Below are 14116 nucleotides of genomic sequence, written 5' to 3'. Positions count from 1 at the left end.
CATTAAGCGTAGACGAAATGTCGAAACTCCAATGGCTCCTGAGCCAAAAGTAAAATACAATTAAATTTATATCTTTGAGTTAAATTCAAAGTAGACCAATGAAAATTAATCGAATTACATTAAAGAACTTTAGGAGTATAGAAAATGAAAGTTTTTTATTTAATCCAAATCTTACGGTATTGATTGGAGAAAATGGAGCTGGAAAAACAACTATTCTCGATGCTTTGGCTTTCGCGATGGGTACTTTTTTTCTTGGGGTTGATGGTATATCAACTTATCCTATCAGTGCTGCTGATAAAAGAAGAGTTTTTGTGGCTCCTAATAGTAGCGAAATTCAATTGCCTTTTCGAATGGATGTAGAACACAATCTACAAGGTTTGGAATATTCATGGTTTAGAGATACAAATAAAGCAACAGGAGGTTCTACATCATATAAAAATGCCATAGATCTAATTGAGAAAGCTAGAGTTTTAACTCAAAAAGTAAGAGCAGGTGAGGAAGAAGATCTTCCTTTATTAGCCTATTATGGTATTGGAAGAGCCAGCAATATGTTGTATGAAAAGCAGAGAATTAGTAAAACAAAATCTCGTTTAGATGGCTATAAAAATGCTTTGGATCCTCGTACCATGCATCAAAAAGCCTCGCAATGGTTTAAAAATGCACAAACTGCTGTTCTGCAGCAAATACAAGATGAAACATTGGTTCAAGATTCTCAACTGTATACGGCTTTTACCAACACTCTTGCTAGCATGATTACTGATTGGGAAAGTGTACAATACAACTTAAAAATTGATGAGGTCGTTGGAAAATTTCCTGATGGAAGCTGGACCCCATTAAGTTATTTAAGTTCGGGTTATAAGGCCATAGCTGCACTTGTAATGGATATAGCATATCGTGCTATTACCTTAAATCCTCATTGGGGTGAAGATGCTGTTGTAAAAACGTCAGGAATTGTTCTAATCGATGAAATGGATTTATACCTTCATCCCAAATGGCAACGAACTATTGTTGGGGACTTGAAAAAGGCATTCCCAAAAATTCAATTTATCGTAACTACTCACTCTCCATTTATTGTTCAATCACTAAAAGCGGATGAATTAATTAATTTGGATGGTAATGTCCCTGCTGAAGAGCCTGATAATCTTAGTTTAGAGGATAATGCTATTTTTATGGGGGTAGAAAATGAATATAGTGATAAGTTTTCCAAGGAAGAAAAAATTGCATACGACTACATGAAACTTCTGGAAAATGAACCTGACGATTTAGTTTTCGAGCAATTAGAACAGTTAATAGATAAAACAACCGATCCTGTCTTCAAAGCCAAGCTACAATTGGAGCGTTTAGCAAAATTTGGAAAATAAATGAGACCTGTAGATAAAGGAAACGTTCCGCAAGAAAAGGGTGTAGATATCATATTTAAAGAATATTCTAGAGCTAGGCGCTATCTTATTGATCGAATAGGAGAGTATTGTTCCTATTGCGAAAGAAAATTGGTTGCCAATCTGGCCGTAGAACATGTTAAACCCAAAGCAACAAATCCAGGTCTGAGGTTGGATTGGCATAACTTTCTCTTGGGATGTACTAATTGTAATTCAACCAAGGGAGATAAACCAGTAGTCTTAAATGACTTTATTTGGTCTGATCAAGATAATTCATTCGAATTTTTCGATTACAATAGTAATGGTTTAGTATCTGTTATAAATACTTTATCTCAAGCAGATCAAGTAAGAGTGAATGCCACAATCGCCTTGGTAGGGCTAGATAACCCAACACCTAAGAAAGGGACAGTACGATGGCAGGAAGCTTCTGATAGAAGACAAGAGCATCGTATTCAAGCATTAATGGAATCTACTAAATTCGCTTCTGCATATGCAAATTGTCAGGATAAAACTCTTTATAGGGATTTATTAGTTTCAAAAGTTAGGGACAATGGCTTCTGGTCCATCTGGATGCATGCTTTTTCTGCTTATCCTGAAGTGCAAAGAGTATTAATTCTTGCTTTCCCAGGAACAAATCAAGCCTACTTTCAGAATATTTTGAATCCCGGTAATAATTAAATTAGATATACATCTGCCAGTGCGAGATTGTATCTCGTACTCTGCGCATGCAGAAAACCATATTCCCGCAAATTTCTAATCCCTTTGGTTCTCTTACTTCAAGTGATAGTATGAATAAAATATGAGCCAACCTCTAATATGATTTAATAAGAAAAAATATTAAAATTTATAATCTAGATAAAAATCCTGTCAGGTATTCATCTCTTGACAGGATTTGTTTTTCAACCTGACAGTGTACTTTTGCACCTGTCAGCGTTTATTTATACTACCTTTTATCAACTAGTATGACAAGCCTCACAGCAATGTACACACCCGTCAGCTGTAGTATAATGTTTCTTTGCTGCTGTTACAGCAGATGAACAATTTGAAAATATACCCAAATCAATTTTATTGGAAGGCATCCAATTGCATCCCTCTTTATGCACCTCATGATCTCCATTAGGCTGTTCATTTCTATTTACGTAATATCTTGGTATTTTTATAAAATTTACCATTCTTGACCAAGTTTCAGGTCTAGTCAATTAACCTTTTAAAAAAAATAATAGCCCATGAAAACATGAGCTATTATTTTACTATGGTCTAAACTCTGTGTGATTGCATTTTGGGCAAGGAGGCAGTGTACCAGTCCTAAATAACTTCATGGTATTCGCCAATGAATGTTCTAAGGAGATGTTCAACGCCAATCATCAACTCGTTGATGATTTACCACCATTATATCAAAACAGACTCTCTAAGAGCCGAAAAAATAGAAGGGAGGGCTTTGTAGCATACTGCATAAGATCGTTTATGAACAAGTTTATTCAGCTAACCTAACTGAAGAATGCCATCGCATAACAAAACTCATTTTTCAGGATTGTCAAAGTATGTCTTCTTTTAAGTTGATAGATTTTAGTTTAAAGTTCGAAAATAAAAATTAATTATGAACAGTTTATACGTTCTCTGTACAAACATTCAAATCAATTCTCTTTCATAATTAAAGTAGGTGTTATAGGCTTTAGTGTTTACTGAATTTTAAGCAAAGGGTAGTGTGTTATTATGTTGTGATTTTTTTTTATTACGTAAATATTTATATGTCAAACTGCTGACTTGTAGCGTGTTAGTTTTATTGTTAATAAAAAAACAAATATGTTGGGTTACTTTTCGTTTTTAAAAGGAATAAATAGATGTCAAGTTTAAATACATACTGTGTATGTAAGCAATAAACATAAAAATGCACTTGAGAGAAGTGAATTAGTTGGTTGTTAATATTTAGTTGTATCTAATGTGTGTTTTGTATCCGTTTATGTGAGCTGGTGTATGTCTAATGAAGAATTTTTAATAAACTGTTATTCGTTTATTTATTTATCGAAAAATAAAAGATCTGGACTGTAAAACAATTGTCGAAACGATTTAAAATATCAGAAAGTTCGGTTAAAAGAATGATAAAATGCTTGCGGAATGTTGGTCATGATATTCAATTTTGTAAATACAGAAAAAGCTATACTGTTAATAATGATTTTAAATTAAACAGTGGGTCATTAGATGACCTACTGTAAGGTTATATTCGTCGTTCTATTTGAATAATTCCGTTCATGTTTAATATTTCTGAGACAAATTAATTAATGTGTTTTATTACTTTAATTTTTTAAGTAATCGTAAAAAATAATCTGATATTATATTTAGTTACGACTACTAAAAAGGCTGTTGTCTTAGAGGAATTACAAACTGTTTTGTTACGATTCTTAAGTTGATGAAATATTGTATATGAGTTGTCTAAAGGTGTGTGTGTGTGTGTGTGTGTGTGTGTGTGTGTGTGTGTGTGTGTGTGTTAGTCTACTCTAGTAGAGATCGTTAGGAGTGACTAATGTGAGTAGTTATAATCTAAAAAGGGAAGCTTTATTTCAACAGTAAAAACTGAACAATGGTATAATAATATGTGCCTGTCATTTTTTTCAGCTTACATAAGCTAACTAATGTTATTGGTGAATTTGATTTTTTAATTCCAATTGTAATAATAAGATATCTGTAGTCAGAAAAAGTATAATAGTTAGAGTTATGAAAAATTTAAGAAAGATGAAATCTTTATTGCTAATTATTGTAATGTTAATTGCATTCAATACTATAGCTAATTCAAAGGAGATTAATGAAAAGTTTAATTCTGAAAATAGAAAATGTGAAAAACAATCTATTACCCTTAATGGATCAGATTTTGAATTTAACGAGATTAATATTAATCGATTGTTTAAGTTGGGTAAATTATGGGGTTTTTTAAAATACTATCATCCTTTTGTTAGGAGTGGTAAGATTGATTGGGATCAAGAATTACTTATGAAAATTGAATTGGTTTTTCAAGATGATTTTGATAACGAAATTCTAGAGTGGGTACAAAATGTTGGAAATAAAGAATCAGAAAATAAATATAAAAGATGTGATAAAAACCAAGGGGTCACAGATTGGTTTCGTGAGGATTCATTTCAGGATTCAACGCTTATGAATGAACTTGATTATTTAATGCAAAAGAAAAGGAAGAGGAATTCTCATTACGTTTCTTTATCTAAAAAGAAAAGAATCCAATTTATAAATGAAGTAAAATATCCAAATATAGATTATACTGATGCAAGTATGAAGATATTATCCTTGTTTCGATATTGGAATTATGTTGAGTATTTTTTTGCTTACAAACACCTTCTTAAGAAGGATTGGGACGAAATATTTATTCAATACATACCAAAAATAGTTAAATGCGATGATGAATTAACCTATAAGCTAACGATGTTGAGTCTATTTGGAGAATTAAATGACACGCATTCCACTATTTCGCCTTTTGATAAAACTATTAATACTTTTTTTGGTGAATTTATTGCACCATTAAGAATTGAGATGATTGAAAATGTTCCTGTTGTAACAGGTATCCCAGATAATTATCAAATATATAATATAAATGTTGGTGATATTATAACTCAGATCGATTATGAAGATGTTGCAGAGTTAATTAAAAATAAAATTAAATATTGTCCAGCTTCAAATGATTCTAGGATGATAGCAGATGTTACTGCGTTATTATTAAGAAGTAATAAGTCTAAAATAAACTTGAAATTGGATACTGATAATGGTTCTTTTATTGAAGAAATTCATACCATAAAATATCGACCAGGTATAGTTCAAAAAATAGATAATACGAATAAACTATTTGATGATAGTATTGCATATATTAATACGGGTTCTCTTAAACCAGGACAATTAGAGTTGATTTCAAAAGAAATTTTATCTAAAAAAGGTGTTATTGTTGATTTGAGATGTTATCCGGGGGATAATCTTATAAATAAACTTGGAAACCTGATTGTTTGTGATAGAAAAGCGTTTGCCAGATGTTCTTGGAGTAATGCTAAAAATCCAGGTTACTTTACTTCAAGCATGCTTACATACGTTGGAGGAAGTAAACAAAATTATTATAAGGGTAAGGTCATGATTTTGATAAATTCAGAAACTCATAGTTTTGCCGAATATACTGCAATGGCTCTTCAATTAGGACCTAATACAACAATTATTGGAAGTACAACTTCAGGAGCAGATGGTGATATCGTGTCAATGATTCTCCCAGGAAATATTCAAACATGGTTTTCAAGTATCAGAATAACATATCCTAATGGGAAGGAATGTCAGCAAGTTGGTATTATCCCAGATGTTAGAATTAAACCAACTATTGAGGGAATTCGTGCAGGTAAAGATGAGTTGATAGAAAAAGCTATTGAATTAATCAATATGGATTGATAATTATTTATATGTTATCGTAGATACAATAGAATATTGTAAATGTTTTTAAAGTCTGTTATGTGTGATGAATAATAAAGTTAGTAGTGAATTTTCAAATATTGTATTTATTTCTACTTGGAAAGGAATAAAAAAAATCAAGACTGAAGATGTAATATATATGAAATCTAGTGATAAATATTCCGAAATTTATTTGAATAATGATGACAAAATTGAATCTTCTAGTACCCTTTCTGATTTGGCTAAAAGCTTTTCTCAAGATTTTTTTTATAGAGTAAACAGAACTACTGTGATTAATCTTTTGTATGCAGAAGAATTTTTGTCAAGTAAATGTTGTGTTTTATTGTTAAATAACAGTGAGATTGTAGTGTCAAGGCGCAGAAAGCAAGATTTCTTAAAGCAATGGATTAGCTTTTATTCTAATTAGTGTATAGTATTTTGTTTTATTTGTGTTGTGTGTTTTTTGATGCAGTTAGTGTTGAAATACTGAAAGTTTTTTTATTACACCAAGTGTAAGTAATATGAGAAGTCAAAAGGAGCTATTGAATTAGAAATCCTAATAACTACACGATTAATTTTCCACTGAAATTTATACATGGTTAAAATGTAACTTTTTTTAACCACTCATGTGTGTTGTCGTACCATTTGTCATTTGCTTAAAAGTTATGATTTGTATGAGATGAGATTTGTTAGTTTTGTTAAATAAACATGACTACTGCAGTGTTGTGATATGTTAAACATTTTAAAAAGAATAAATAATCATGAAAAAATTATCATTAAAGAAAACCGTCATTTCAAATTTAACTGATTCTGAGCAAGAAGAAATTCAAGGAGGTATCTCATCAAGAAGAAATTGTACAGGTTTCATGTGTTGCGATCCTAGTTTTTCAGATACTTGTTGTACTAGTAAATATATCAATTCTTGCGATATTATTAAAAGAGCATTTGATGAAGACGGGGGTATGAATTAATATATTTTAATAAATTAATGGGAGGCTTGAGATATAGTCTCCCTTTAAAAAAAAAAAGAGATATGAAAAAATTATCATTAAAGAAAACAATTATTTCAAATTTAACTGATTCTGAGCAAGAAGAAATTCAAGGAGGTCTTTCTTCAAGAAGAAATTGTACAGGATTCTTATGTTGTGATCAATGTTTTACAGGTGATTCTTGTTGTACAAGTGGGAAAAATATTTCTTGCGATTTTATTAAAAAATCATTTGATGATGATGGAGGTATGAATTAATATATTAAAAAAAAATAGTGTGAGGTTTGAGATATAGTCTTCCTTTAAAAAAAAGGATATGAAAAAATTATCATTAAAGAAAACAATTATTTCAAATTTAACTGATTCTGAGCAAGAAGAAATTCAAGGTGGTCTTTCTTCAAGGAGAAATTGCACTGGATTCTTGTGTTGCAATCCTGAACCCACTCAATCCTGTCCCAATTGTACTAATCAAGATATTAAAATAGTATATGATGAAGAATTGGAGCAGAATTAGTCTATTCTGATTTTTGAATTCTTTTGTCAATTATTTGAAAGTATAAAAAAAATAGTTGTTTTGGCATATATGCATTTGAAACAGATTTTGTAGATTTTTGTTTTAAACGGATCTATTTTTTAGAAATATTAAGATTCTTGATAGTTTCTATCAGAGTTATAGAGTCCAAAAGGACTTGTCAGTAAATTTTAAGCGATATTATAGTCTTGAGATCTTAATAACTCAAGTTAAGATGTATCCTCACTTTTTGTATTATGCATTATTATGAATATAGATGAAAAGATTTTTTCTGAATTAGAAAAAATGTCAAATTATTTTGTAAAAAAAGATTTTAGAGAAAATCAGGAAATTGGACTTTTTAATGGATTATCTGGGGAAATCTTACTCTTAGGATTGGAGTATTTAAGAACGAAGGATGAAATATACTTGAATTGTTTAAATGAACGCGTATTATATATCATTGATTCCTTTGATGATGAAAAAAAGGTTAATACAACTCTCACGAGTGGAATAGCTGGATTTAGTTGGTGTATCTCACTATTAAGTCAAAATGGAATTATTGATTGTGATGATGACTTTTTTGAAAATTTTGACTTGATTTTAGAGAAGCAGATTAAAATTATGTTTGAAAACAATCAAGTTGATCAATTAAATGAAGCTCTTGGTATTGCGCAATATTTTATAAAAAGGGGAAATCTTAAAATTCTGGAGTTTTCTGTTGACTTTTTAGCAAAAACAGTAGTTACAATTAATGATGAAAATGTTTGGGAATGGGAACCGTGGAATAAGAGGGATACTTTTGTTTACGACTTTAGCCTAGCTCATGGTATAACAGGTAAATTAGCTTTCTTATATCAATGTTTTCAATTGGGTGTAAAGAAAAGTTTGTGTAAGGAAATAATAATTAAAGGGCTTAATTTTCTTACAAATAATATTCAAGATATTACTAAATCAAAATGTTTTTTCCCGAATCAGGTTTTAGCTAATTCATATAATAGTGGTCAAAATTCTACTCAATATAGTCGTCTTGCTTGGTGCTATGGAGATCTAGGTGTCTGGTATTCAATATATAATATTGCATCAGGCATTGGTTTGAATGATTTTGTTAAATTGGCTATCGATGGCTTAAAGATTACGAGTAAAAGAAGAGGTTTCGACGATACCTCCGTTGTTGATGCTGGGTTTTGTCATGGTTCTTCGGGTATTGCATACATTTATAATAAACTATGGAGACAGGTTTCCGATTCTGATTTTCAGCAAGCTGCACTTTATTGGTATGACGAAACAGTAAAATATGGTGAGAATGATTATAAATATTTGGCAGGTAATTTTGAGGAAAGAGATTTCACGGTAGATGATAGTCTTTTGGAGGGGAATTGCGGTGTTGCTTTGTCCTATTTGTCATTTATTGATTCCAATCACATTAATTGGGACAATGTTTTATTATTGTCTTAATTGACTATACTTATGTTAAAAAAAAAGAATAATTGATTAGAATGAATAATACTGTATATTATAAGCCCTTTGACAAAGTTGCATTTAGAATACCTGTATGGGGAATTGAGGAGTACCTTCCAATAGCAAAGCAACTTATTTCTTGTGAAAAAATTGAAGACTCTAAATTCATTAAGGCTTTGTATATGGCAACTCCTGTATTACATGGTGAATTACTGAAGTATAATGAGAATAAACTCAAAGGTAAAGACCTTTTGATGTTTCAAATATCAATTCTTAAGTACCTTGCTAGGATGTCTTGGCGTTGCACTCCTTTTGGATTGTTTGCTGCTTGTGGTGTTGGAAATATAAAAAAAACAAATTCTGAGCTGGAAAAAAAAGAATTACGTTTTAAAAGTAAAACGAGATTAGACATGGATTACCTTTGTGCCTTAATTTTCGATTTAACCAATAATAAATTAATTAAAGATCAGTTACGGTTTTATCCTAACACAAGTTTATATGCTATAGGCGAAAGAATTAGATATCACGAATTTGATTTGAAGAATGGCATTCGGAATTACACCTTAAGTGAAGTTGAATCATCTAGCTATCTAAGTAAAATATTCAAAAGTTGTGAACATGGTGGAACAATAAATGAATTGGCAATCAATATTGTAGATGAGGATGTCACAATTGATGAATCCGTTTTATTTATCCAAGAGCTGATTGATAATCAAATTTTAGTTAGCGAATTAGAGCCACAGGTAAGTTGTCCTGATTTATTGAAGCAAACGATTCAAAAAATATCTAAACTTGATGGTTTAGATGAAATTGTTTCAAATTTAAAATCGATCAAGGAATTACTGAAGGAAGTTGATGATGCCTACGAAAGAAGTTCTTTAGATAAGTATAACGAAATTATTAAACATTTAGACTTATTGAAAACTCCCTATGATCAAAAAACAATATTTCAAGCAGATCTTAATGTAGAAGCAGAACACTTATCGTTAAATGAAAAGATAATATCTGATGTAGAAAAAGGGATTGAATTTTTTAATAAGATTACTCCAAAAATTAAGGATAGACAATTAGATAAGTTTAAACAAGATTTTTATAATAAATATGAAAATGAAAAAATTCCTTTAAATATTGCACTAGATTCTGATTCAGGTGTGGGGTTTGGTAACTCAAATCCTCAACATAACGATATAAGTCCACTTTTAAAAGGCATATATATACCAGAAAAAAGAAGAAGTTCAAAAAAAGTAGAATTGTACCCATTTCATGATCTTCTCGTAAAAAAATATGAAAAGTTCATCTCCTCGAAGCTGTCAATAATAGAAATATTAGATTCGGATTTACAGGAATATAAATCTGACTGGAATGATTTACCGGATACCTTTTCAACTATGATTGAAGTGTTATCATCTGAAGATAACATAGAAAAACCAAATATTCTGATTCGAAATGCAGGAGGGGCTACAGCTGCAAGCTTATTAGCTCGTTTTTGTCATATAAATGCTGATATCCATTCATTAGTCAATGAAATTGCAGAGAAGGAAGATAAACTATCAGAAGAGAAGATTTTGGCTGAAGTAGTCCACTTGCCTGAATCTAGAGTTGGTAACATTTTAATGAGACCACCCATTCGAAAATATGAAATTCCATATCTAGCATCTTCATCTTTAGATTCGAGATATAGAGTTGAAGTTTCTGATTTATTAGTTTCTGTACCTAATGGTGAGCGAATTATATTAACATCAAAAAGACTGAAATGTGAAATAATACCGAGACTATCAACTGCTCATAATTATTCAACTAAATCATTACCCATATATAGTTTTTTAGGAGCACTTCAAAATCAAAATAAAAGGGGGGGGATTGGATTTAATTGGGGACCATTATTAATTGGTAGAAATTATTTACCTCGTGTAATATATAAAAACTTAATTATATCCCCTGCTACATGGAATATTGATAGTAAAAAATCAAAAAGTGTTCCTAAAATTACTGATCCAGATTTTCAAAGTAAAGTTTCAGAATTTAAGCGAGATTTAAATTTACCTAATAATATTTTTTTAATTCAAGGAGATAATAAGCTGCTAATAAATTTGAATGAAAGATCATCCGCTCAGATGCTGTTTTCGATTGTTAAAAAGAACTCATTTCAAGTTGAAGAGGTTTTGTTCGATATTGATAATTCTTTTGTAAATCAAAAAGATAAGAATTATACGAATCAAGTTATTATTAATTTCTATAAGTGCAATAATCAAGATTTATAATCATTAATTTATGAATAGTACGGGAGGGAGAGTAAAAAGGAAATTTATTGTTGGTGATGAATGGTTATATTTCAAATTTTACTGCGGACCTAAAATTGCTGAAGTAATATTGATCGAAAAAATTAAACCTATTGTTGATTACTTAATTGACAAAGCTATTATTGATCAGTTTTTTTTCATTCGTTTTGCTGATCCAGATTATCATATTAGAATTAGATTTCATATTATCAAATTGCAAGATCTTAATTTAGTTTTAAAATTAATTAACACTGAGCTTAAGAAATTCGTTAATGATAAAATAATTTCTACAATAACTTATGATACTTATAATAGAGAAATTGAGAGATATGGAGAATCAACAATTTGCCTGATAGAGAAAATTTTCTTTTATGATAGTGTTGCTGTAATTAAATATTTATCCAGTGAGAATGATGATAACAAATGGAAATGGGGGATAAAGATGATGGATAGTTTGTTAGATGAGTGGGGAATTGATATATACGGGAAACAACATTTATTCCAGATATTAGCAGATGCTTATTTTGAAGAGGTTAATGGGGATAAAAATTTAAGATTACAAATCGACCAAAAGTTCCGTAAAGAAAAACAAGAAATAAGGAAATTTATTTGTAGAGAAAGGTTTGAAGAATCTATTGAAAATCGATTTATATTAGACATTGGTTCTTTGATTAAAGAATTACGGAATGAGATAGATAATAGTGATGCGGATTTATTTTCGATTCTTTCAAGTATTATTCATATGCATTTTAATCGATTATTTAGAACTAAGCAGAGATTACATGAAATGATAATTTACTATTTTATGAATAAATATTATAAATCTGAAATTGCAAGATTAAAATATAGCAATACTAATGCCATCAATGTGTAATGAGAAAATTTCCAATACAATTACAATTAGATGGTACTGATTGTGGTCCTTCATGTTTGAAAATTATAGCTAAATATTATGGTAAGGATATTTTGTTTTCACATATTCGAGATATTACGTTCAAATCTAAATCAGGTGTTTCAATATTAGGGATAAGTGAAGCTGCTGATAAAATTGGTTTTAGATCGAGAGCAGTAAAATTAAATTTTGAAAAATTAAAAGAAATTAATACACCAACTATTGTTCATTGGAATCGCAATCATTTTGTAGTTGTATATAAAATCAAAAAAGATAAAGTTTATATTTCTGATCCTGCAATTGGATTGATTTCTTATTCAGTAGCTGACTTTTTACATTGTTGGGCATCTACTAGAATTGAGGAAGAGCTTATTGGTTTTGCGATAACCTTAAATCCAACTCCAGAATTCTATAATGGAGATCTTGGAGATAAGAAAGAAAAGATTGGTTTTTCGTTCTTAGTTTCATATATCAAACCTTATCGGAGTTTTATTCTTCAGTTGATTTTAGGTTTTCTAATTGGTAGTATTTTAAGTTTAATTCTGCCCTTTTTAACTCAAGCGATTGTAGATATAGGTATCTCTAATGATAATATCAACTTTGTTGTTTTAGTTTTAGTTGCTCAATTGATTCTTTCCGTAAGTCAAACAACTGTAGGGTTTATTAGGAGTTGGATTATGCTTCATGTAAGTACTAGAATCAGTATTTCTATCATTTCAGATTTTTTAATAAAATTAATGAAGCTTCCTATTCGATTTTTTGACACAAAAATGATAGGTGATATACGCCAGCGTATAGATGATAATAATCGAATTCAGACATTTCTGACGGATAGTCTTATTAGTATGTCTTTTGGCATTTTTATTTTTATTATTTATAGTATCGTGCTTGCTATATATGATCTTAAAATATTACTTGTTTTCTATTGTGGTAGTGCTTTATACGTACTTTGGATTGTTATCTTTCTTAAAAAAAGAGCCGAAATTGATTATAAAAGATTTTCGGTTGCGGCTATGAATCAAAGTAACGTTTATCAGTTGATAACTGGTATGCAGGAGATAAAGTTGAATGGATGTGAAAAACAGAAACGTTGGGAATGGGAAGATATTCAAGCCGAATTATTCAGCGTCAACATAAAAGGGTTGTCGTTAAATCAAGCGCAACAGGCAGGCTCAATTTTCATTAATCAAATAAAGAATATTTTGATATCATTTTTGGCTGCAAGGGAGGTTATAAATGGTAATTTGACCTTAGGGATGATGATGTCAGTACAATATATTATTGGGCAACTGAATAGTCCCATTGAACAATTCATTGGGTTTATGCAAAGTGCCCAGGATGCTAGAATAAGTTTAGAACGATTAGGTGAGATTTACGAAAAACAAGAAGAAGAAAATGTTTTAGATAAAAAGATTACCGAGATACCGGCAGATAGAGATATTTACTTTCGGAATGCTGATTTTCGGTATGGAGGTCCAAAATCTCCTCTAGTTTTGAATAATATATCATTAAAAATCCCTCAAAATAAAATAACTGCTATTGTTGGTGCGAGCGGAAGTGGCAAAACTACATTAATAAAACTTCTATTAGGCTTTTATGAAGTATCTAATGGTGTTATAAAAATCGGTAGCCACGAATTTAGTCAGTATAATATTGAATCGTGGAGGAATAATTGTGGTACTGTTATGCAAGAAGGATATATTTTTTCAGATACAATAGCAAAAAATATTGCTGTTAGTGGTGATGATATAGATGAGGATCGGTTGGAACGTGCTGTAGGAGAGGCAAATATTAAGGATTTCATTGAAGGTCTTCCAATGAAGTATGATACCAAAATTGGACAAGAAGGAAGTGGTTTAAGTCAAGGGCAAAAGCAACGGATTTTAATTGCTAGAGCTATTTATAAAAATCCACATTTCATATTTTTTGATGAAGCAACAAATGCCTTAGATTCAAATAATGAAAAAGTCATAATGACTAATTTAAACAACTTCTTTAAAGGGAAAACTGTTGTAGTTGTAGCCCATAGATTGAGTACTGTAAAAAATGCAGACCAAATTGTAGTACTAGATAAAGGTTTAGTTGTTGAAGTTGGCACACATGAAGATCTAATTATTAATCGGAAAAAGTATTACGATCTCATTGTTAATCAGTTGGAGTTGGAAAATTGAATTATTT

11 protein-coding genes are annotated in these 14116 nt (G+C 30.3%); all 11 read left to right on the top strand.

The features are described from left to right. The first annotated feature begins 98 nt into the window (after nucleotides 1-98). The 11 genes from DWB61_RS09695 (at nucleotide 99) to DWB61_RS09640 (ending at nucleotide 14109) form a co-directional block, all read left to right on the top strand. Nucleotides 99-1361 (top strand): AAA family ATPase, encoded by a 1263-nt coding sequence (locus DWB61_RS09695; protein WP_125030710.1) that lies wholly within the window; start codon nucleotides 99-101, stop codon nucleotides 1359-1361. Next, the gene (locus DWB61_RS09690) at nucleotides 1362-2057 is read left to right on the top strand and encodes an HNH endonuclease (protein WP_125030709.1); all 696 of its coding nucleotides are present in this window, start codon (nucleotides 1362-1364) and stop codon (nucleotides 2055-2057) included. 2034 nt (nucleotides 2058-4091) lie between these two features. Then, nucleotides 4092-5807, top strand: coding sequence for a S41 family peptidase (locus tag DWB61_RS09680; RefSeq protein ID WP_125030708.1), 1716 nt, complete (start codon nucleotides 4092-4094; stop codon nucleotides 5805-5807). A 67-nt stretch (nucleotides 5808-5874) separates the two neighbouring features. Next, on the top strand, nucleotides 5875-6234 hold the full coding sequence (locus DWB61_RS09675; RefSeq protein WP_125030707.1) for a LytR/AlgR family response regulator transcription factor: 360 nt from the start codon (nucleotides 5875-5877) through the stop codon (nucleotides 6232-6234). Between the two features lie 334 nt (nucleotides 6235-6568). Continuing rightward, nucleotides 6569-6778, top strand: a complete 210-nt coding sequence (locus DWB61_RS09670; RefSeq protein ID WP_125030706.1) for a class I lanthipeptide — start codon at nucleotides 6569-6571, stop codon at nucleotides 6776-6778. Nucleotides 6779-6795: 17 nt separating this feature from the next. Continuing rightward, entirely contained in the window at nucleotides 6796-7053 is a 258-nt protein-coding gene (locus DWB61_RS09665; protein WP_225423374.1) for a class I lanthipeptide, read from the top strand. Nucleotides 7054-7111: 58 nt separating this feature from the next. Continuing rightward, complete coding sequence (locus DWB61_RS09660; RefSeq protein WP_125030704.1) at nucleotides 7112-7309, top strand: class I lanthipeptide; 198 nt, start codon at nucleotides 7112-7114, stop codon at nucleotides 7307-7309. Nucleotides 7310-7573: 264 nt separating this feature from the next. After that, on the top strand, nucleotides 7574-8764 hold the full coding sequence (locus DWB61_RS09655; RefSeq protein WP_125030703.1) for a lanthionine synthetase LanC family protein: 1191 nt from the start codon (nucleotides 7574-7576) through the stop codon (nucleotides 8762-8764). A 41-nt stretch (nucleotides 8765-8805) separates the two neighbouring features. Further along, nucleotides 8806-11028 (top strand): lantibiotic dehydratase family protein, encoded by a 2223-nt coding sequence (locus tag DWB61_RS09650; RefSeq protein ID WP_125030702.1) that lies wholly within the window; start codon nucleotides 8806-8808, stop codon nucleotides 11026-11028. A 10-nt stretch (nucleotides 11029-11038) separates the two neighbouring features. Beyond that, nucleotides 11039-11920 (top strand): thiopeptide-type bacteriocin biosynthesis protein, encoded by an 882-nt coding sequence (locus DWB61_RS09645; protein ID WP_125030701.1) that lies wholly within the window; start codon nucleotides 11039-11041, stop codon nucleotides 11918-11920. After that, the gene (locus DWB61_RS09640; RefSeq protein WP_125030700.1) at nucleotides 11920-14109 is read left to right on the top strand and encodes a peptidase domain-containing ABC transporter; all 2190 of its coding nucleotides are present in this window, start codon (nucleotides 11920-11922) and stop codon (nucleotides 14107-14109) included. The genes DWB61_RS09645 and DWB61_RS09640 overlap by 1 nt, the downstream gene beginning before the upstream one ends. Nucleotides 14110-14116 lie beyond the last annotated feature (7 nt).

The sequence above is a fragment of the Ancylomarina euxina genome, assembly GCF_003863355.1.
In the GTDB taxonomy this organism is placed as follows: domain Bacteria; phylum Bacteroidota; class Bacteroidia; order Bacteroidales; family Marinifilaceae; genus Ancylomarina; species Ancylomarina euxinus.
This window is presented reverse-complemented; position numbering and strand designations above follow the sequence as displayed.

Bases quoted from the DNA above. Each gene is read 5' to 3' on its own strand.
- DWB61_RS09650 (WP_125030702.1), top strand. From the start codon at position 8,806: ATGAATAATACTGTATATTATAAGCCCTTTGACAAAGTTGCATTTAGA.
- DWB61_RS09680 (WP_125030708.1), top strand. From the start codon at position 4,092: ATGAAAAATTTAAGAAAGATGAAATCTTTATTGCTAATTATTGTAATG.
- DWB61_RS09655 (WP_125030703.1), top strand. From the start codon at position 7,574: ATGAATATAGATGAAAAGATTTTTTCTGAATTAGAAAAAATGTCAAAT.
- DWB61_RS09675 (WP_125030707.1), top strand. From the start codon at position 5,875: ATGAATAATAAAGTTAGTAGTGAATTTTCAAATATTGTATTTATTTCT.
- DWB61_RS09660 (WP_125030704.1), top strand. From the start codon at position 7,112: ATGAAAAAATTATCATTAAAGAAAACAATTATTTCAAATTTAACTGAT.
- DWB61_RS09645 (WP_125030701.1), top strand. From the start codon at position 11,039: ATGAATAGTACGGGAGGGAGAGTAAAAAGGAAATTTATTGTTGGTGAT.
- DWB61_RS09665 (WP_225423374.1), top strand. From the start codon at position 6,796: ATGGGAGGCTTGAGATATAGTCTCCCTTTAAAAAAAAAAAGAGATATG.
- DWB61_RS09690 (WP_125030709.1), top strand. From the start codon at position 1,362: ATGAGACCTGTAGATAAAGGAAACGTTCCGCAAGAAAAGGGTGTAGAT.
- DWB61_RS09640 (WP_125030700.1), top strand. From the start codon at position 11,920: ATGAGAAAATTTCCAATACAATTACAATTAGATGGTACTGATTGTGGT.
- DWB61_RS09695 (WP_125030710.1), top strand. From the start codon at position 99: ATGAAAATTAATCGAATTACATTAAAGAACTTTAGGAGTATAGAAAAT.
- DWB61_RS09670 (WP_125030706.1), top strand. From the start codon at position 6,569: ATGAAAAAATTATCATTAAAGAAAACCGTCATTTCAAATTTAACTGAT.